This is a genomic window from Georgenia muralis, assembly GCF_003814705.1.
GTDB lineage: Bacteria > Actinomycetota > Actinomycetes > Actinomycetales > Actinomycetaceae > Georgenia > Georgenia muralis.
The window spans coordinates 3,871,051-3,889,628 of sequence record NZ_RKRA01000001.1 but is presented as its reverse complement, the minus strand read 5'-3'; the positions used below and the strand labels follow the sequence as shown (position 1 = coordinate 3,889,628).

At 72.3% G+C, this 18,578-nt stretch carries 18 protein-coding genes; 13 read left to right on the top strand and 5 right to left on the bottom strand.

Going from position 1 to position 18,578, the window contains the following annotated elements:
• The first annotated feature begins 64 nt into the window (after window positions 1–64).
• The 4 genes from EDD32_RS17590 to EDD32_RS17575 are packed head-to-tail and all read left to right on the top strand — an operon-like array spanning window position 65 to window position 5,880.
• Window positions 65–925: a hypothetical protein gene (locus EDD32_RS17590; RefSeq protein WP_123919601.1), complete on the top strand. Its 861-nt coding sequence runs from the start codon at window positions 65–67 to the stop codon at window positions 923–925.
• Window positions 926–937: 12 nt separating this feature from the next.
• The gene (locus EDD32_RS17585) at window positions 938–4,723 is read left to right on the top strand and encodes a hypothetical protein (protein WP_123919599.1); all 3,786 of its coding nucleotides are present in this window, start codon (window positions 938–940) and stop codon (window positions 4,721–4,723) included.
• Between the two features lie 8 nt (window positions 4,724–4,731).
• Entirely contained in the window at window positions 4,732–5,121 is a 390-nt protein-coding gene (locus tag EDD32_RS17580) for a hypothetical protein (RefSeq protein WP_123919597.1), read from the top strand.
• A gap of 18 nt (window positions 5,122–5,139) precedes the next feature.
• Window positions 5,140–5,880 (top strand): SLOG cluster 4 domain-containing protein, encoded by a 741-nt coding sequence (locus tag EDD32_RS17575; protein WP_123919595.1) that lies wholly within the window; start codon window positions 5,140–5,142, stop codon window positions 5,878–5,880.
• Between the two features lie 44 nt (window positions 5,881–5,924).
• Here EDD32_RS17575 and EDD32_RS17570 read toward each other — a convergent pair whose 3' ends face one another.
• Window positions 5,925–6,440 (bottom strand): GNAT family N-acetyltransferase, encoded by a 516-nt coding sequence (locus EDD32_RS17570; protein WP_246006208.1) that lies wholly within the window; start codon window positions 6,438–6,440, stop codon window positions 5,925–5,927.
• Window positions 6,441–6,557: 117 nt separating this feature from the next.
• Here EDD32_RS17570 and EDD32_RS17565 point away from each other — a divergent pair, with 117 nt between their 5' ends.
• Both EDD32_RS17565 and EDD32_RS17560 read left to right on the top strand, forming a co-directional pair.
• The gene (locus EDD32_RS17565) at window positions 6,558–8,057 is read left to right on the top strand and encodes an HAL/PAL/TAL family ammonia-lyase (protein WP_123919593.1); all 1,500 of its coding nucleotides are present in this window, start codon (window positions 6,558–6,560) and stop codon (window positions 8,055–8,057) included.
• A gap of 94 nt (window positions 8,058–8,151) precedes the next feature.
• Complete coding sequence (locus EDD32_RS17560) at window positions 8,152–8,715, top strand: hypothetical protein (RefSeq protein WP_123919591.1); 564 nt, start codon at window positions 8,152–8,154, stop codon at window positions 8,713–8,715.
• Window positions 8,716–8,749: 34 nt separating this feature from the next.
• Here the strand turns inward: EDD32_RS17560 and EDD32_RS17555 are convergent, their stop codons facing one another.
• A complete protein-coding gene (locus tag EDD32_RS17555; RefSeq protein ID WP_123919589.1) occupies window positions 8,750–9,919 on the bottom strand; it encodes an ROK family transcriptional regulator in 1,170 nt (389 codons plus the stop codon).
• Window positions 9,920–10,170: 251 nt separating this feature from the next.
• Between EDD32_RS17555 and EDD32_RS17550 the strand changes: the two genes are divergently transcribed.
• The 7 genes from EDD32_RS17550 to EDD32_RS17520 all read left to right on the top strand — a co-directional run bounded on the left by EDD32_RS17550 (window position 10,171) and on the right by EDD32_RS17520 (window position 17,035).
• Entirely contained in the window at window positions 10,171–12,345 is a 2,175-nt protein-coding gene (locus EDD32_RS17550) for an alpha-galactosidase (RefSeq protein WP_246006207.1), read from the top strand.
• Window positions 12,346–12,480: 135 nt separating this feature from the next.
• On the top strand, window positions 12,481–13,401 hold the full coding sequence (locus EDD32_RS17545) for a carbohydrate ABC transporter permease (protein ID WP_123919587.1): 921 nt from the start codon (window positions 12,481–12,483) through the stop codon (window positions 13,399–13,401).
• Window positions 13,402–13,416: 15 nt separating this feature from the next.
• A complete protein-coding gene (locus tag EDD32_RS17540; protein ID WP_211339001.1) occupies window positions 13,417–14,367 on the top strand; it encodes a carbohydrate ABC transporter permease in 951 nt (316 codons plus the stop codon).
• A gap of 56 nt (window positions 14,368–14,423) precedes the next feature.
• Complete coding sequence (locus EDD32_RS17535) at window positions 14,424–15,785, top strand: ABC transporter substrate-binding protein (RefSeq protein WP_123919583.1); 1,362 nt, start codon at window positions 14,424–14,426, stop codon at window positions 15,783–15,785.
• A gap of 78 nt (window positions 15,786–15,863) precedes the next feature.
• Entirely contained in the window at window positions 15,864–16,412 is a 549-nt protein-coding gene (locus EDD32_RS17530; protein WP_123919581.1) for a DUF1697 domain-containing protein, read from the top strand.
• Between the two features lie 37 nt (window positions 16,413–16,449).
• A complete protein-coding gene (locus EDD32_RS17525; protein WP_123919579.1) occupies window positions 16,450–16,680 on the top strand; it encodes a hypothetical protein in 231 nt (76 codons plus the stop codon).
• Complete coding sequence (locus EDD32_RS17520; protein ID WP_342771422.1) at window positions 16,595–17,035, top strand: type II toxin-antitoxin system PemK/MazF family toxin; 441 nt, start codon at window positions 16,595–16,597, stop codon at window positions 17,033–17,035. Before EDD32_RS17525 ends, EDD32_RS17520 begins: the two co-directional genes overlap by 86 nt.
• Window positions 17,036–17,091: 56 nt before the next feature.
• Here the strand turns inward: EDD32_RS17520 and EDD32_RS17515 are convergent, their stop codons facing one another.
• The 3 genes from EDD32_RS17515 to EDD32_RS17505 all read right to left on the bottom strand — a co-directional run bounded on the left by EDD32_RS17515 (window position 17,092) and on the right by EDD32_RS17505 (window position 18,575).
• Window positions 17,092–17,328, bottom strand: a complete 237-nt coding sequence (locus EDD32_RS17515; protein WP_123919575.1) for a hypothetical protein — start codon at window positions 17,326–17,328, stop codon at window positions 17,092–17,094.
• A 206-nt stretch (window positions 17,329–17,534) separates the two neighbouring features.
• The gene (locus EDD32_RS17510) at window positions 17,535–17,909 is read right to left on the bottom strand and encodes a nitroreductase/quinone reductase family protein (RefSeq protein ID WP_123919573.1); all 375 of its coding nucleotides are present in this window, start codon (window positions 17,907–17,909) and stop codon (window positions 17,535–17,537) included.
• A gap of 54 nt (window positions 17,910–17,963) precedes the next feature.
• Complete coding sequence (locus tag EDD32_RS17505; RefSeq protein WP_123919571.1) at window positions 17,964–18,575, bottom strand: hypothetical protein; 612 nt, start codon at window positions 18,573–18,575, stop codon at window positions 17,964–17,966.
• Window positions 18,576–18,578: the final 3 nt, after the last annotated feature.

The following is an 18,578-nucleotide window of genomic DNA, read 5'->3' as shown; positions in this document are numbered from 1 at the left end:
TGGCACCCGGCACCACCAGACGTGGACCTGACCGCACGGCGGCGCGAGACCAAGGAGCGAGAAGATGAAGACCAAGGAGTGCAGCGTCCAGCTCCCCCGGAAGGCGCGGCCGAGCGGGATCGAGAGCGTGTCGTTCCACGACGGCATGCTCGTCAGCGCCGACGACCTCGACACCGCCGCTCGCTACCCCGTCTCGCTGCTGCAGAGTGTGCTGCGGGCGTACCTCGGGTGCGGCGTCGTCTGCGGGTTCGGGCTTCGGGTGCGGCGCACCGTCAAGGGTGAGCCCGCCTGGGTGCTCTGCGTGGACCGGGGCCTGGCGATCGACTGCGAGGGGTACCCGATCGAGCTGTGCGCACCCGTCGAGCTCGACCTGACGCCCGACCCCTGTGCCTGCGAGCCACCGCCGCCGACGGTGCTCATCGCCGTGCGCCGGACGACGTCGGACGAGACGTCACACCGGAGCGACGACGGGAACGGGTGCGGACGGTGCCGCGACGACGACGCGCACGAGTGCGGGCGGGTCCGCGAACACACGCTCGTCCGGGCGTTCACCCCGGAGGAGCTCGACGCCCTGTCGGTGTGCCGCCGCACGCCCGCGGACCGGCCGGACGACAACGGCCGGTGCGACGACCACGGCGACCAGTCCTACGAGACCGAGCGGCGCGGGTGGTGCGAGGTGCTCACCACGTGCCCGAGCTGCTGCTGCGAGGCGGAGTGGATCCTCCTGGGCGCCGTGACGCTGGACGAGAACCGCGGCATCGTCGGCGAGCCGGACCACGCGGGGCGGCGGTGGGTCAAGCCGGTCGAGGCCATGTGCGCGGCCGACCGGGCCACCGCCGAGCTGGCCGAGAAGGTCGCGGCGCTCGAGGACGCCGTCTCCCGGCTGGGCAAGAGCCCTGCCGCCCGGAACGCCGCGGGCTCGTAGCGCCGTCGGACCATGGCCCAGACCCGCCAGGCACCCGCCCGCCGGACCGGTGCGGAGCCGCGCCGATCCGGCGCACCGACCCGCCGGGCCGGCGCGGTGACGCCCGCCGACCTGCAGCAGCGCCTGGGCAACCGGGGGGTCGGCGCGGCGTTCGGGCTGGGCCAGGGCGGGCCGGTGGCCCGGGCGGCGGGCAGCGTGTCGGCGGCCGCGGCCGCGAGGGCTGCCGCTCCTGCGGCCGCGCGGGCCGCTGCTCCCGCGGCTGCGAGGGCGGCTGCTCCGGCCGGGGCGCGGGGTGCCGCTCCGGTCGTCGCGAGAGCCGCGGCGCCGGCTGTGGCGGTGCGGGGTGCGCCCGCGGTCGCGGCGACGAGCGCGGCCCGGGTGTCCGCGACGGCCGCGAGCGGTCCGACGGTGACCACCGGGACCCGTCCCACGACGGCGATGACCGGTGTCTCGGCACCGGGAGCCGGCGCTCCGGCAGGCGGAGCAGGGACGGTGGCGGAGCTTGCCGGCGGGCCGGGGGCGGCGGAGCCGGCGGCAGCGGCGACCGAGGCCGTGGCGGCCGGAGCCGGAGCAGCGCAGGCCATGGCCGGAGCCGCGCCGGTCGTCCCCGAAGCCGGTGCGGTCACGGCGGAGGGGGCCGCGGTGGAGGCAGCCGCGGCGGAGGCGGCGCCAGAGGTGACGGAACCGCCGTCGCCGCGGGAGGCGATCGCGCCGGCGGTCCAGCAGATCCGCCAGCGGGCGGGCCGGGCGTCCGGGCACACCCCGGCCGGGACGATCCAGGTCAATGCTCAGGCGGCGGCGGTCCGCCACCCGACCGAGCAGCTGCGCGGCGCCGCCGTCGCGACCGTGCAGAACCTCGACGAGGCGGGGACGGAGACGGACACCTTCCAGCGGGAGTCCTTCCGGGCTGCGTTGAGTGCGGCGATCGTGGCGGCGACGTCACCGACGCCGACCAGCGAGGACCAGGCCAACAGGGTCATCTCCGGCGGCGCGCAGGCCGCGAGCTCCAGCCTCCAGGGGCAGCTCGGCGCGCAGCGGGACGCGGCGGCCGGCCCGCTGGCGGCGCCCGCCGCGGCCGAGGTACCTCCGGCCGACGTCGAGACGCCCCAGCCGGAGGTCGACCTGCAGGTCGAGCAGGTCGGACCGCCCCCGGCGCCCGTCGCCGCCGCCCCCGTCGTGCCCGCGCCGCTGCCCCCGGAGAGGCTCGACTACTCCGAGGACCGGCAGGCGACCGACTCCGCGATGGCGGAGAGCGGGGTCACCCAGGACCAGCTCGAGCGGGGGAACGAGCCGGAGTTCGGCCAGACCCTTACGGCCCGGACCGAGGCCGAGGAGCACGAGGCCCAGGTGGCGGCCACGTACCGGGCCGGCGAGGCCGAGGTGCGCGGGGGTGCCGAGCAGCGGGCCCAGGGCGCCCTGGCGGGCGGCCTGGCCGGCATGCAGGAGGCCCGGACCGGGGTGATCGGAACCGTCGCGGGCCGCCAGACGGGCACCATGACGCGGGACGAGGCAGAGCGTCGGCGGGTCACCACCACGATCGAGGGGATCAAGAACCGCACCCGGACCGACGTCGAGACCCTCCTGACGGAGATGGAGACCGAGGCCGCCCGCATCTTCGGCGAGGGTCTCACCGCCGCCGAGAAGGCCTACCGCGACACCTTCGAGGAGGAGAAGGGCGGCGTCGGTACGTGGCTGACGACGTGGGGCGACGACTGGGAGGAGCTCATCGAGAGCTCCCTCGCCACCGCCCGGAGCGCCTACCTGTGGCACGTCAACGAAGCGATCGACCTGGTCGCCGACTGCGTGGACGCCAAGCTCGCCGCCGCGAAGCGGCGCGTCACCCAGGGGCTCGCCGAGGTCCAGGTCTTCGTCGCCAGCCTCGACGTCAGCCTGCAGGCCTTCGGCATGGAGACGCTTGCGGCGGTCTCCAACGAGTTCGACGAGATGACGCAGAGCATCGACGCCCGCAAGGACGCGCTCGTCGAGAGCCTCACGAACCAGTACAAGGCGTCGTACGAGCGCATGTCCGCCATGGAGGAGGAGCTGCGCGCCGCCAACAAGTCCCTGTGGCAGCGGGTCTACGACGCGACGATCGGCCTGGTCAAGAAGATCCTCGCCTTCAAGGACATGCTGCTGAGCATCCTGGCCAAGGCGGCCGACGTCGTCTCCGACATCATCTCCGACCCCATCGGCTTCCTGGGCAACCTCGTCGCCGGCGTCGCCCTCGGCCTGGAGAACTTCATCGCCAACATCGGCACCCACCTCAGGAAGGGCCTGATGGACTGGCTCTTCGGCGCGCTCGGCGGGGCCGGGATCACCATGCCGGACTCCTTCGACCTCAAGGGCATCGTCAGCATCGTCCTGCAGGTGCTCGGGCTCACCTACGCCAACTTCCGTGCGCGGGCGGTCAAGATCGTGGGCGAACCGGTCGTCTCGGCGCTGGAGCAGGCGGCGGAGGTCTTCAAGGTCATCGCGACCGAGGGCATTCCGGGCCTGTGGCGGTTCATCCAGGAGAAGGTCGCCGATCTCAAGGCGATGGTCCTCGACGCGATCTGGGAGTTCATCCAGGAGAAGGTCATCGTCGCCGGCATCACGTGGATCGTCGGCCTGCTCAACCCGGCGTCCGCGTTCTTCAAGGCGTGCAAGGCGATCTACGACATCGTCATGTTCTTCATCAACCGCGGGTCGCAGATCATCGACCTCGTCAACGCGGTGATCGACTCGATCGGGGCGATCGCCAAGGGCTCGATCAGCGTGGCGGCGACGTTCGTCGAGAACGCCCTCGCCAAGGCGATACCGGTGGCCATCGGGTTCCTCGCCAGCCTGCTCGGCCTGGGCGACATCAGCACCACCATCCGCAACACGATCGACAAGGCCCGCGCACCCGTCAACGACGCCATCGACTGGCTGATCAACCAGGCGGTCAAGGGCGGCAAGGCGGTCCTCGCGATCCTGGGCGGCGGTCCGAAGCCCGCCGCGGCCGCCGACCAGGCCCCGCCGCCGGCGGACCTCGACGTCACCGATCACCGAGCGGTCGCATCCCAAGCGGCGAGTGACCTTCGGGCCGGGGGTGAGGCAGAGGACTACGCCTCCCTGCGGTCCGCGAAGGAGGAACAGGCTCGCACCATCGAGCGTCGTTACACCTCGCTGCTCGAGCCCGGGATCGGCCTGACGATCGCCTTCGCGCCCGCCGCCGAGGACCGCACCGATGCTGATCTCGACTTCACCGTGACGATCGCGCCCAACAACTCGGTGGTCGAGGGAGCCGTCCCTGCGCCGGCGGCCGACGAGGCAGTGGCCTTCAAGGCCGGGGACCCCGCGTCCGTGCGGTTGGCGAGCGGCGAGGAGTGGAAGGACGCGGAGTTCGTCGAGACCACTGAGATGTCCGGCACAACCCTGTACACGTTCCGGCTGACCCGGTTCCGTGCCGGGACGCTGCTGCGCCTGCGACCGTCCGACACCGACCGGTACTCCAAGAAGGAGGTCGTCAGGCGCGGCCCCCACACCATGCAGCTGAGCATCATCGTCGGTGGACAAGAGGTGGTGGCCACCACGTTGGTGAGCGGCGACATGACCCAGGAGGAGTACGAGCTCGGCTACCCCCTCAACATGCTCGCCACACACACCGAGGCGCGGGCGCTGTCGACCTACGACGACTACGTCCGCCCCGGTGCTCACTGGGTCATGACCGGGCACTACCTGTCCTGCAGCTCGTGCAAGGGCAAGATGAACGCTGCCGGACGACGGGGCGCCAAGATCTCGTACGAACCGGGCGGATTCAGCGCCGGCGGGAGCTAGGAGGCAAAATGGAGGACATCGAGGTCCGGGCGGTCGCTGCCGTCCGGACGGACGGTTCCGCCGTGGTCGGACTGGGTGAGGACGAGTCCGGGGCCGGGACGCATCTCATCGTCTCCCGACTGCTCAGCCCGGACGGCTCTGCGGCCACCTCCGAGCCGTACACACTTTCCACCGAAACGGGAGCGACGTGCGAAGGGGGAGTGCGCGAGATCGTCGCGGACGGGGTCACCCTGACGATCCGGGTCAGCGACGGCGCCGCCGAGACGCTGGGTATCCCGGTCGAGCGTCGGTACAGGTTCTCTGACGCCACCGTCGCGGCGAGGATCCACAAAGCCCTCGCCTGGCTCGTCGACCCCGCCCGATCCACCGTGCCCGACGATCTCTTCGACCGTCCGTAGAGGGCAGGAGGACCCGACGTGAGTCCGAACCTCGCGGTGGTAGCGATCTTCGGCACGAACGATGCCACGGTGGACGAGCTCGCCGCTGCGGAGCTGCTTGGTGCAGCGGTGCACCGGGCGGAGGCCGTCCTGCTCACCGGAGGAGACCTCAAGCCCAGCAGGCCGCGACATGTCAAGGACACGGCCATCTTCGCTGCGAACGGAGCCGCATCACCGGGCCGGCCGGCGAGGTGGATCGGTGTCGCCAACAAGGAGCGCGCGGCTCCACCCCACTGGCGCGGAGCGGAGGCGGTCGTCCTGACACCCGGGTGGGGGCATCGACGCAACCTCGTCGAGGCCTGTCTGTGCGATGCCGCGATCGCCATCGGCGGAGCCAGCCCAGGGACGTCCTCGGAGGCGCTGTTCAGCCTCTACCTCAGGCGACCGCTCATCGTCCTCGGAGGAGAGGACATCAGTCCGCGAACGGTCCGACAGCTCGTCCCCCTGGCCGAGCAGAAGATTCGCCGTCCGTCGCGGCGAGCCCTGGCCGTGGATCGTGGCGTTGCCGGAGCCTATGCCTGGGCCGACGAGGTGGACATCGCACTGGACGTGCGGGCGCTGCCAACACGGGCGGCTTCCGCCTCAGAGCTGGTTGCCGACGTGCTCGGCCGCGCCACCCATCGCGCACCTCGGCCAGAGCTCGACCGTTTGGTTGACGAGGCGACCTGGGACGGCGTCGTCGCGATGGCGCTTCGCGACGTCGGTCTGGAAATTGGCTGATGATCGCCTGCGATGACCGCTCCGCGCCGAGAACCCCACGTCGCTCAACGACTCCTGGGTGTGCCCACGGCCGCCTCACCGCTCCAGAGCATCACGCCGTCGTCCTCGCGGCCGACCACGGGCACGAAGCCTTCGGCGGCGTACAGCCGTGCAGCACGGTTGCCCTCCTCGACGGACAGACTGAGTTTCGGGATCCGCTTGAGTACCGCCTCGTGCTGGAGTCGCCGGAGCAGCATCCTGCCCACCCCTGAGCCGCGGGCGTCCGCACGCACCCACAGACTGATCTCAGGGATGGCCCCGTCGACGAATCCGTACCCGGGGTCGTCGGCGGGCAGGAACAGGGCCCAACCGACGCCGACCGGGACGCCGGCCCGGAGTGCGACGAACCCGAAGTCCCCCCTGCTGCCCACCAGCCGCGTGTAGTGGCGGAACTCCGGTCGGGTGCGCACGTCCGCCTCGGTGAAGTGCTGCCCCGACCAGCTGAGGTTGCCGGCCGTTGCGACGACGAGCAGTGTGGCGTCGTCGTCGGTGATCGGCCGGAGGTCCACCACGTCGGTCACGGCGCCCGAACCTAGCCGGTGCGGACCGTCGTCGTGAAGGTGTCGGGGCCGTTGCCCGGAGCGGTACCGTCAAGTGCGGCTCTCGCCGCGCCCTGCTGGACCACCGGAGGATCAGCGATGGCCACCGTGACGATCACCGAGTCACCGCTGACGCTCGAGGAGATGCTCGACGTCGTCGACGGCGCCCGCGTCGAGCTCGACGAGAGAGTCCGCGCCAGGATCGCGGCGAGCCGCGCCGTCGTGGACCGGGCACTCGAGGCCCGTGAGGCCGTGTACGGCCTCACCACCCAGGTCGGGCACGGCAGGGACACCCGGCTCACCGAGGAGCAGATCCGCGACGAGCAGCTCTTCCTCGTCATGTCGCACAGCGGCGGGATCGGCGCGTCCCTGCCGACCGACGTCGTGCGCGCTGCCCTGGCCGTGCGCCTGAACGGCATCGCGCGCGGCGGGTCCGGCGCCGGCCTCCGGGTGGCCGAGGTGCTCGCCGAGATGCTCAACGCCCGGGTCCACCCGGTGGTCCCCGAGATCTCCTCGGTAGGCGCCGGGGATCTCGGGCAGCTGGCGGGCGTGGCGCAGGTCGCCATCGGCGTCGGTCGCGCCGAGCACGGTGGCGAGATCCTGCCCGGCGGCGAGGCGCTACGGCGGGCCGGCATCACTCCGCTCGTCCTCGGCGGCAAGGACGGCCTCGCGCTGATCTCGGCCAACGCGGTGTCGGTCGGTCACGCCGCGCTCGTGGTCGCCCGGGCCGCCCGGATCGCCGAGGCGGTCGACCTCGCCGCCGCCCTGTCGATGGAGGCGACCGGGGCCAACGTCTCGGTGCTCCACCCGGCGGTGGGCCGGGCCCACGGGATCCCCGGGCAGGTCGACGCCGCGGACCACCTCCGCGAGGTGCTCGCCGGGAGCGCGCTGGCCGAACCGGGAGGGGCCCGGTCCGTCCAGGACCCGCTCTCGTTCCGGGTCGTCCCGCAGGTTCATGGCGCGCTGCGCGAGTACGTGGCGGCGGCTCGTCACGCGGTCACCACCGAGCTCAACGCGGCCGCGGACAACCCGCTCGCCTCGGCGGCCGAGGGCGTCCTCCTGAGCAACGGGAACTTCCACCCCATGGTTCTCGCGATCAGCTTCGACGCCCTGCGCATCGCGCTGGCTCACGTGGGCCAGCTCAGCGAACGCCGGGTGGCGCAGCTCTGGGGAGCCTTCTTCCGCCAGATGGCCGACGGACCGCCGCCGCAGCAGCCGGTGTACGGCCTCCAGCTGCGCTACACCGCGGCAGCCCTGCTGCCCGAGCTCGTGCAGCTCGCGGCTCCCGCGACCCTCGGCACCCCGCCCCTCGACCTCGACGTCGAGGACCACGCCACCGGCGCACCGCTGGCCGTGCGCCGCACCGACCAGGCCCTGGGCGTGCTCGAGGACCTGCTCGCGATCGAGCTTCTCATGGCGCACGACGTGCTGGCGCGGGCGGCCGCTCCGGTCACCGGGAAGGGCACTGCGACTGTCCTGGCGACCGTGACCGAGGCGATCGCGGCCGCGGAGCCCTACGCCGAGGCCGTCCACGCCACGCTGCGGACCAGGTTCCCGGGCACCCCGGCACGGCAAGCACAGATCGACGGTCGCGGGTAGCGGGCTGACGGCCGGGTCCCGACGGCGCCCCCGGCCGGCTTGCGGGCGGGGGCCTGGCGGGGGAGCGTGGATTCACCCGAGCGAAGGAGTGGACATGGCGCAGCGTCCCGCCGCGGAGATCACCTCCGACTGGCCAGAGGAGTCCCGCGAGGCAGCACAGCTCGTCGTCGACAAGTACGGCGAGCCGCAGGAGGCCACCGACTCGTACCTCATCTGGCACGCGCCCGGTCCCTGGAAGCGCATGGTGGCGTCCAAGGACTTCGACGAGCACCTCTTCCCCGCGCCGCACAACGACTCGGTCCAGTCCGTGCTGGACTACCGCGTGCCCCCGGAGAAGGTCTCCGACCTCGCGCGCTTCGACGGCAGCGTGGTGGTCGACCGCACGCAGGGCGAGGTGTCGGCCCGCTGCCACGACGAGGAGGCGAACAACCTCGCGCTGAACCTCATGCACGACGTCGTCACCGCCGCGAAGTCCGTGGAGGAGGCGCGTGCCTACTACGCCAAGGAGTTCGCCGACTACCGGCGTGGCGAGCCGACGCCCTACATGGAGAAGCTCCGGTTCACCGCCGTGAGCGACGCCGCCGACCCCGACGAGCGGATCCTGTCCGACGAGGACCTGGCGGAGGCACAGCGCGAGGGCGAGCGCAAGAAGGGCTGACGCACCCGGCGCGGCCGGCAGCGCGGCTCCCCGCTCAGCCGCGGCGGCCGGCCGCCGGGCGACCCGAGACGAACGCCTGGATCGCGACGACGGCGGCCCCACGGGCCCACTGGTGGAAGTCGCCCGGCCGCACGATCACCTCGACCTCGCTCGCGTCGGGGTCGCGGCCGCTCGCCAGGCCCTGCGCGAACGCCGCCGCGGCGACGTCGGCGAGCCGGACGCCCTCGCCGCCGATGACGACCGCCGGCGCCGTCGTGAAGTTCGCGGCGGCGGCGACCATGATGCCGAGCGCACGCCCCGAGTCGTCGACGACGGCGCGGGCCACGGCGTCACCGGCAGCGGCCAGGTCGAGCGCCTCGTCGTAGCCGACCCAACGGCCCACCGCCGCGGAGACCGCGCCGCTGATCCCGCCGACCGTGAGCATCGCCGACGCGCACCCGCGGTGCCCGACGAGGCAGCGCGGCCCGCCGGGGTCCAGCGGGTGGTGGCCGACGAGCCCCAGGCCCGCCTCGGGGCTGGTGACCAGGCGCCGGTCGACCACGAGGCCGAACCCCACCCCGGCCCCGATCGTCAGCAGCCCGAAGGTCGCGTGCTCGCGCCCGGCGCCGAACCAGTGCTCCGCCTCGGTCAGGGCGGTGACGTCGTTCTCGATCACCGTGGGCAGCCCGGTCGCCGACGCGACGAGCTCGGCCAACGGCACGTCGCGCCAGCCGAGGAAGGGGGCGCGGGTGACCACGGTCGCCTCCCGGGTGTTGCCGCCGAGGCTCACGCCGACGCCCTGCAGCCCGCCGCGGTCGGCCGCCTCGGCGCCGAGCGCGGCCACCAGCTCCGCCACGGCCGCGACGACGCCCGCCGGGTCGTGCCCCGGCAGCGGCATCGTGCGCTCGGCCACCACACCCGCACGCAGCGTGGTGACGACGCCGTAGGCGGTCTCCTCGGTGAGCTTGACGCCCGCGAAGTGGCTCGCCTCGGGGATGACGTCGAGCGGCTGGGTCGGGCGGCCGAGCCGGGCCTCGCTCGCCGACGGCTCGGCCTCGACGAGGAGACCCGACTCGAGCAGGGGCTTGGTGAGCCGGGTGAGGGAGGCCTGGGAGAGCCCGAGCCGGGACGCGAGCGCGGTGCGGGAGAGCGGGCCGTTGACGAGCACCTCCAGCGCCACCGCCTGGGCCGAGCCCTCGAGCGGCGTCCACGCGGTCCTCGTCATGCTCCGCAGTCTAGGAGTACCGGCGCCTTCCTGTCGCAGCAAAACAAAAGGCGAGTCCCGGCCGTGCTGCCCGTCACACCGAACGGTCCGCGATGGACTGGTCGGGTTTATCGAAATTGTGAATGTTCCGCTCACGGCGCCGTGACGTTCCGCGGGGGAGCGACGACGGCGAGCGAAGGGGGTTGACGAGGCACTTACTTCTGCAGTAGAAATAACCCACTGAACGCGACGCCCCAACGAAGGAGCCCTCAGTGACCATCACCGCAGCGGCCACGCCGGTCACCACCACCCACGTGCACCTGCGCACCGGCGGCACCAGCCTGCTGCTCGACGTCGCCGGCGAGCAGCTCCCGCGCGTCCTGCACTGGGGCCCCGACCTCGGCGAGCTCACCGAGGGCGACGTCGCCGAGCTGCGGCGCGCCAGCGAACCCCCGCTCGTCTCCGGGCAGGCCGACGTCGTCGTCCCCCTGGGTCTGGTCGCCGAGCACTCCCGCGGCTGGCTCGGCACCCCGGGCCTGACCGGGCACCGGTCGGGAGCCGACTTCTCCACCGCCTTCACCCTCACCGGCGTCACCACCGAGCGCCCCGACGGCGACCCCGTCGTCGCCGAGCGCGTGGTCGTCACCGCCGCCGACGACGTCGCCGGGCTGGTCCTGCGGGTCGAGATCGAGCTGCTCACCTCCGGCCTGCTGCGCGAGCGCGCCGACGTGACCAACACCGGTGCGGGGGTCTTCGACCTGACCTCCCTCGACCTCGCCCTGCCCGTGCCCACGGAGGCGCAGGAGATCCTCGACCTCACCGGCCGCCACCTGCGCGAACGCGCCCAGCAGCGCCACACCTTCACGCTCGGCACCCACCTGCGTGAGTCCCGCCGCGGCCGCGGGCACGACGCGAGCCTCGTCATGGCCGCCGGCGAGCAGGGCTTCGGCTGGCGCCGCGGCGAGCTCCGGGCCGTGCACGTGGCCTGGTCGGGCAACACCCGCACGTACGCCGAGCGCACGAACCTCGGCGACTCCCTCCTCGCGGGCGGCGAGCTCCTGCTCGCCGGCGAGGTGCGGCTGGGGGAGGGGGAGGCCTACACCGGCCCCTGGGTCTACGCCTCGCACGGCACCGGCCTGGACGAGATGTCCGCACGGTTCCACCGCTACCTCCGCTCGCGTCCGGGCCACCCGCGCTCGGCCCGGCCGGTGCTCATCAACGTGTGGGAGGCCGTCTACTTCGACCACGACCTCGACCGCCTCAAGGAGCTCGCGGACCTCGCCGCCTCGGTCGGTGTCGAGCGGTTCGTCCTCGACGACGGCTGGTTCGGCTCCCGCCGGGACGACACCTCCGGCCTGGGGGACTGGGTCGTCTCCGCCGACGTCTGGCCCGAGGGTCTGGGCCCGATCGTCGACCACGTCCACGGCCTCGGCATGGAGTTCGGGCTGTGGTTCGAGCCGGAGATGGTCAACCCCGACTCCGACCTCTACCGGGCGCACCCGGAGTGGATCCTCGCCACCGGCGGGCGCACCCCGGTCCCGGCCCGTCAGCAGCAGGTCCTCGACCTCGCCCACGACGGTGCCTACGCCCACGTCCGCGACCAGGTCCTGGCCGTCCTGGCCGCCTACGACATCGACTACGTCAAGTGGGACTACAACCGCGACCTCGTCGACGCCGGGCACTGGCCCACCGGCCAGGCCGGGGTGCACCGCCAGGTCGAGGCGGTCTACCGCCTCATCGACGAGATCCGCGCCGCCCACCCGGACCTGGAGATCGAGTCCTGCGCCGGCGGCGGCGGCCGCGCCGACCTCGGCATCCTCGAGCGCACCGACCGGATCTGGACCTCGGACTGCATCGACCCCCTCGAACGCCAGCAGATCGAGGCCGGCACCGCCCTGCTCCTGCCGCCCGAGCTGGCCGGCTCGCACATCGCCTCCCCGGTCTCGCACACCACCGGCCGGGCCCACAGCCTGGACTTCCGCGCCGGCACGGCCTTCTTCTCCCACCTCGGCATCGAGTGGGACATCACCCGCGCCACACCCGAGGAGCTGGCCCGGCTCACCGCGTGGGTCGCCGCCCACAAGGCGCACCGCGACCTGCTGCACACCGGCGACGTCGTCCACGCCGACCACCCCGACGACGCGCTGTGGGTCCACGGCGTCGTCGCCGCCGACCGTGGCGAGGCGATCTTCACGATCGTCGAGCTGCGCACCCCGGTGGCCAACCCGCCCGGCCGGGTCCGCCTGCCCGGCCTGGACCCGGCCGCCCGCTACCGGCTCACCCCGCTGGCCCCCGGCGACGCCGTCACCGGTCGCACCGGCCAGCGGCCCGCCCCCTGGATGGCGGCCGGCACCGTCCTCACGGGCCAGACGCTCGCCCGCGTGGGCGTCCAGGCACCCGCCCTCAACCCCGAGCAGATGGTCCTGCTCCACCTCACCCGGCTCTGACGCGCTCCCGGCTCTGACGAGCCGGCGCACCCGGCGCCGTCGTCCGCGAACGCCCTCCCCAACCACCCGGCCCCAGGCCGGGGGGTCGACCCACCACACCCTCGTACCCGTCCCAGCGAAGCGACAGGAGCTCCCATGGCCATCACGGCCCCCCACGCGCCGGTCCGGCGCCGCCGCGCACGCCGGTGGGGAGGGACAGAGATGCGCACCGCGCTGCTCTTCCTCCTCCCCGCGTCGATCGGCCTCGTCGCCTTCTACCTCCTGCCCGCCGTCCGGGGGGTCTACTACAGCTTCACCAACTACCAGGTGCTCACCCCGCCCGAGTGGGTCGGCACCGCGAACTTCGAGCGCATGCTCGCCGACCCGCTGTTCTGGAACGCGCTCGGCGTCACGGCGCTGTACGTGCTCATGAACATCGGCGTCCAGACCGTGGTGGCCCTGGCCCTGGCGGTCCTGCTGCACCGGATCACCCGGTCGACCCTCATCCGCGGGATGGCGCTGCTGCCCTACTTCGTGGCCAACGTCATCGTCGCCCTCGTCTGGTACTTCATGCTCGACTTCCAGATCGGCATCGTCAACGTCGCCCTGGGCTGGGTCGGGCTCGACGCGGTCGCCTTCTTCGGCGAGAGCGCCCTCGCCCTGCCCACGATCGCGATGATCAACGTCTGGCGGCACATGGGCTACACCGCCCTGCTGATCTTCGCCGGGCTGCAGGTCATCTCGCCCCAGGTGTACGAGGCCGCCCAGCTCGACGGCGCGAGCGAGTGGCGCACGTTCCGCTCGATCACCCTGCCCCTGCTGCGCCCGGTGCTGGCGATGGTCCTCGTCGTCACGGTCACCGGCTCCTTCCAGGTGTTCGACACCGTCTCGGTCACCACCAACGGCGGCCCGGTCAACGCCACCCGGGTCCTCAACCTCTACATCTACGACCTCGCCTTCGGCCAGCTGAACTTCGGCTACGCCTCGGCGCTGGCGATCGCCCTGTTCCTGCTGCTGGCCGTCATCACCTTCGTGCAGATCAAGCTCATGCGCGCGGGCGAGTCGGACGAGAACTAGGAGAGACCGATGACGATGCCCACCACCACCACGCCCGTCCCGGTCGCCGAGCCCGACGTCGTCGCCGAAACCCGTCCGCCGCGCGAGCGCGTGCGGCCCACCGCCGGCCGGGTCCTGGCCTGGATCGGCCTCATCACCGTCCTGCTCGTGACGGTGTTCCCCTTCTACTGGATGCTGCGCACCTCGCTGTCCACCAACAGCGCGCTGGCCACCGACCCCGGCAACCTCCTGCCCGCCGGGCTGACCCTGGACGCCTACCGCCGCGTGTTCGGGCTGACGTCCCTGGAGGAGAACCTCGCCCAGGGCGGCGCGGGCTCGGCGCTGAACTTCTGGGTGTACCTGCGCAACTCCGTGATCGTCTCCACCGCGATCACCCTCGGTCAGGTCTTCTTCTCCGCGATGGCCGCGTACGCGTTCGCCCGGCTGCGCTGGCCCGGCCGCAACGTCGTCTTCGCCGTCTTCCTCGCCGCGCTCATGGTGCCGGGCATCTTCACCGCCATCCCGAACTTCGTGCTCATGAAGGACCTCGGGCTGCTCAACACCTACGCCGGCCTGGTCCTGCCGACCTTCTTCATGACCCCGTTCGCCATCTTCTTCCTGCGCCAGTTCTTCCTCGGCATCCCGCGCGAGATCGAGGAGGCGGCCCTCATCGACGGCGCCGGCCGGCTGCGGGTGTTCCTCCGCGTCATCCTGCCCATGGCGTCCGCGCCGATCACCACCCTGGCCGTCCTGACGTACATCACGGCCTGGAACGAGTACTTCTGGCCCCTGCTGGTCGGCCAGGAGGAAAGCGTGCGGGTCCTCACCGTCGCGCTGGGCATCTTCCGGTCCCAGACGCCGTTCGGCACGCCCGACTGGTCCGGCCTCATGGCAGCGACGCTGGTCGCCGCGCTGCCCATCGTCGTCCTCTTCGTCGTCCTCGGCCGGCGGATCGTCAACTCCATCGGCTTCTCGGGGATCAAGTGAGCGCCCCGACCGGCCGACCCGTCGCCGAGCCCCAGCCGAGCCCCAAGGAGCACCCCATGCGTCCCACCCGCCGCGCGGCCCTGCCGGCCGCCCTCGCCGCCCTCGCCCTGACCGTGACCGGCTGCGCCACCGACGCGCGCACCACCGGCGACGGCCGCACCGTCATCCAGTACTGGATGTGGGACTCCACGCAGATGCCCGGGTACAACCAGTGCGCCGAGGACTTCGAGGCCGACAACCCCGACATCGACGTCCAGATCGAGCAGTACGGCTGGGACGACTACTGGACCAAGCTCACCGCCGGCATGGTGGCCGAGAACGCCCCCGACGTCTTCGTCGACCACTCCGCCCAGTTCGGCAAGTTCGTCAGCCTCGGCCAGATCCTCGACCTCGAGCCCTACATCGACGAGGCCGGGGTCGACCTGGACCAGTACCAGGAGGGCCTGGCGGACTTGTGGATCGGCCCCGACGGCACCGGCCGCTACGGGCTGCCGAAGGACTGGGACACGGTCGGCATCTACTACAACACCGAGCTGGCCGAGGCCGCCGGGTACAGCGCCGAGGACCTGTGGGAACTGGAGTGGAACCCCGACGACGGCGGCACGTTCGAGGAGTTCCTCGCCGCCATGACCATCGACGAGAACGGGGTCCGCGGCAACGAGCCCGGCTTCGACAAGGACAACGTCGACGTCTACGGCATGGGGTACAACGAGGCCGGCGGCGGGTACGGGCAGGTCCAGTGGTCCGCCTACGCGCTGAGCAACGACTGGACCTACGCCGACCAGAACCCCTGGGGAACGAGGTTCAACTACGACGACCCGAGGTTCGTCGAGACCATCGCCTGGTGGCGGTCCCTGGTGGAGAAGGGGTACATGCCCTCCCTCGCCGCGGCCACCTCCGGCGTCGGCACCACCGACGCTCTCGCCGCCGGCGGCTACGCCTCGCTCATCGAGGGCAGCTGGAACGCCCGCACCATCCGCGAGCTGGGCGGGGTCGAGACCCAGGTCGCGCCCACCCCGGTCGGGCCGTCGGGGCAGCGGGCCTCGGTGTTCAACGGGCTCTCCGACGCCATCTGGTCCGGCAGCCCCAACCCCGACGAGGCGTGGCGCTGGGTGGAGCACCTCGGCTCCGCCGACTGCCAGGACGTCATGGCCGAGAGCGGGGTCATCTTCCCCGCCATCACGACCGCCACCGACCGGGCCGTGGAGGTCTACGAGGAGGCCGGGACCGACGCGGCGGCCTTCGCCGTGCACGTGCGGGAGGGCACCACCGTCACCAGCCCGGTCAGCGCCCGGTGGGCCGAGCTCACCTCGGTCATGGCCCCGGCCATGGACGCCGTGCTGTCCTTCCAGACGGAGCCGGAGTCCCTCGCCCGGGCGAACGAGCGGGTCAACGCCCTGTTCGGGAGCGAGGAGTAGCGGCGCCGTCCCGCGCCGTCGCCGACGAGTGGCCCGTCTCCTCCCCGGAGGCGGGCCGCTCGGTGGTTGAGTAGGAGCGTGAGCACCAGGTACGCGGCGCTGCTGCGGGGGATCGCGCCGAGCAACCCCAACATGACCAACGACAAGCTGCGGGGTGTCTTCGAGGGGCTCGGGTTCGACTCGGTCGCTTCGGTCCTGGCCAGCGGGAACATCGTCTTCTCCGCCCGGAAGGCCGGCGTCCCGGCGCTGCAGCGGCGGATCCAGCGCGCACTCAACGGTGCGCTCGGCATCCCCGGCGGCACGATCGTCCGTGAGCACGCCGAGCTCCGCGCCCTGCTCGACCGCGACCCGTTCCCGGGGCTCACCCACGGCCGGGGCACCTACCTGACGGCGACGTTCCTCAAGGACGGCGCCCAGGCCCCGGACCGCCTGCCCGAGCAGTCGGACCCGCGCGCCCGGGTCGTGGGCTTCGACGAGTCGGCCCGGGTCTTCCTCGCGGTCATCGACAACAGCGACCCGGGCAGCATCCCGGACTTCATGTCGTGGCTGGAGAAGACCTACGGCGCGGACATCACCACCCGGGCCTGGCTCACCGTCCAGCGGATCGTGAAGAAGCTGGAGAGCTGACGGACCCAGGCCTCGGAGCCGGACGTATACTCATCGTATGACCGACCTGACTACCATCAAGGTCACCAAAGCCGTTCGCGATCGTCTCAAGCGGCAGGCCGACGAAGCACATCTGTCGCTCGGCGCACACCTCGCCCGGTTGGCTGACTCTGCCGACAGGCAGGCCCGCTTCAGCGCCCTCCGTGAAGCGGCCGACCGCTCGCCGCTGGACCAAGCAGAGCTTGAGGCGTGGGACGTCGTGGAGTGGGACGACCCGCGTGAACGGTGAGGGGGACCCGGCGCCGCTCGTGCCCGGCAGCGTCGCCTGGGTCGCGTTGGAGCCTGTGCGCGGACGCGAACAGGGTGGCCACCGACCCGTGGTCGTTGTCGCAAGTGCCGGCTATCTGGAAGCTGTGACGACCCTCGCGGTCGTCGTGCCGGTGACGTCCGTAGACCGCGGATGGCCGAACCACGTCCGCCTGAGCGGCGAGCACGGTCTGCAGGACGGGAGCTGGGCCATGAGTGAACAGATCCGCACGGTCTCGCGCTCGAGGGTCTCGCGGGTCGACGGCGTGGTGTCAGCCGGATGTCTCCGTGAGATCCGGTCCTGGTTGTCGGACTTCCTCGACCTGCCCGTCGGCTAACTCGCGGGGTTCCCTGTGACCCGGCCGGTCTGCCGGAACTGTTCGCTCATGGTCCGTCAGGGGACGGGTGAGAGCGCTCGAGCCACCTGACGCACATAGTCCCTGTACCCGGTGAGAGCCGCGGGCACGGCGCGTGCGACGACGGCGAGATTGACGAGCTGGGTGAGGATCCGCTCGACATGGAGACGGACGGCCATGTCGTCGAGCACCTCCGGGGACCGGATGTCGAGGTGGTCCAGGAGCTGACGCATCGAGACCAGGCGACGCGTCACCACCTCGCGGTCGACGCTCATCGGGTCAGACTCTCGAGCACGGCACGGCGTAGGGGCGCCGTCTCGATGTCGTGGTTGATGGCAAAGATCTGCCGCTCGGCAAACCGGTGCGGGTCTGCTTGGTAGAGAAGCTCCCCCGTGACCGCCGACGGCACACCTCGGCGAGCGCTCCCGAGGCCTGCGCCACCCGCAAGCGACGCAGCGCCTGTGCGGCTGAGCCCATGACGTCACTGTACGGCCGCGCCACGACATCGCCGGGGACGGCGCGGACCGTCGTCCGGCGCGGTCACCCGGACGTCCACGTCGAGACCCCGGCGACCGATCTCGACGCGACCTGTCGTCGTCGCCCGGATGTTGCGAAACCACTGCGGCTCGTGCGACGAGCCGCCGTTGCTGCCGGTCACCAGGAAGCCGCCGTCGTGGAGGAAGTAAGCGACCGGCACGGTATCGGAGTCCGCGTCCGGCGTCCGGCGTCCCGGGACGGTCAGCAGGAGCACTGGGACCCCCTTGGCCGATCCGCCGATCCGTCCGCCCGGGCGGCGGTAGAGGGCGACGGCGAGGGTGTTGGCGGTGCGCAGGAGGGAGCTCAGCGCCGCGTTCATGCCATCCCTCCGCGAGCCGACCAGCCGCCGGCATCCGTCGTGGGGGTGGGCCCGTCAGGCGGTGCGCCGCTGCGGGATCGAGGAGGCGATGGCGAGGGTGACACCGGATGTCAGGCCGAGCAGCGCGACCCAGACACCGCGCGGGGTGCTGAGCGCCAGGTCGGGTCCGCCGATGCCGGCGGGGGTGGCCGCGATGCCCGCGACCAGGATGAGCACGACGACGCCGACCAGGGCGCGCCAGCGGGCCCTGCCTCGCCCCGACAGGGCGAAGCCCCCACCGATGCCGATGGCGGCGAAGGCGATAGCGCCGCCGCCGAGCCCCTGTGTCACAAGGGCGAGGACCGCGCCGGGCATGAGGAGCGGTGCGACCGCCAGGACGAGCGGGGAGAGCGTGAGCAGCCGCCAGTGCGGGCGGCCGCCCGTCCGGCGCAGGTACTCAGCCCAGCCGAGCAGCGCCCCGGTGACCCCGGCGGGGAGGAGGACGGCGAGCACGGTTCCGCCCCAGGTCACGACGGACTCGGCCCCGACCATCTCGGCCATGTAGCTGCGCAGCCCCGCTCCCCAGGCGAGGCCGGTCACCCCGCCCACGGCGACGTGGGCGGTGAGCGACGGGCTCGGCGCGGTGGCGAGCGGCGTGAGAGCGACCTGGGCGAGCTGGTCCGACATGGC

Excerpts from the sequence above, each read along its gene's own strand:
- EDD32_RS17525 (WP_123919579.1), top strand. The coding sequence starts at position 16,450 with ATGACCGACCTGACTACCATCAAGGTCACCAAAGCCGTTCGCGATCGT.
- EDD32_RS17555 (WP_123919589.1), bottom strand. The coding sequence starts at position 9,919 with ATGACGAGGACCGCGTGGACGCCGCTCGAGGGCTCGGCCCAGGCGGTG.
- EDD32_RS17540 (WP_211339001.1), top strand. The coding sequence starts at position 13,417 with ATGCCCACCACCACCACGCCCGTCCCGGTCGCCGAGCCCGACGTCGTC.
- EDD32_RS17505 (WP_123919571.1), bottom strand. The coding sequence starts at position 18,575 with ATGTCGGACCAGCTCGCCCAGGTCGCTCTCACGCCGCTCGCCACCGCG.
- EDD32_RS17565 (WP_123919593.1), top strand. The coding sequence starts at position 6,558 with ATGGCCACCGTGACGATCACCGAGTCACCGCTGACGCTCGAGGAGATG.
- EDD32_RS17590 (WP_123919601.1), top strand. The coding sequence starts at position 65 with ATGAAGACCAAGGAGTGCAGCGTCCAGCTCCCCCGGAAGGCGCGGCCG.
- EDD32_RS17510 (WP_123919573.1), bottom strand. The coding sequence starts at position 17,909 with ATGAACGCGGCGCTGAGCTCCCTCCTGCGCACCGCCAACACCCTCGCC.
- EDD32_RS17545 (WP_123919587.1), top strand. The coding sequence starts at position 12,481 with ATGGCCATCACGGCCCCCCACGCGCCGGTCCGGCGCCGCCGCGCACGC.
- EDD32_RS17535 (WP_123919583.1), top strand. The coding sequence starts at position 14,424 with ATGCGTCCCACCCGCCGCGCGGCCCTGCCGGCCGCCCTCGCCGCCCTC.
- EDD32_RS17585 (WP_123919599.1), top strand. The coding sequence starts at position 938 with ATGGCCCAGACCCGCCAGGCACCCGCCCGCCGGACCGGTGCGGAGCCG.
- EDD32_RS17560 (WP_123919591.1), top strand. The coding sequence starts at position 8,152 with ATGGCGCAGCGTCCCGCCGCGGAGATCACCTCCGACTGGCCAGAGGAG.
- EDD32_RS17580 (WP_123919597.1), top strand. The coding sequence starts at position 4,732 with ATGGAGGACATCGAGGTCCGGGCGGTCGCTGCCGTCCGGACGGACGGT.
- EDD32_RS17515 (WP_123919575.1), bottom strand. The coding sequence starts at position 17,328 with ATGAGCGTCGACCGCGAGGTGGTGACGCGTCGCCTGGTCTCGATGCGT.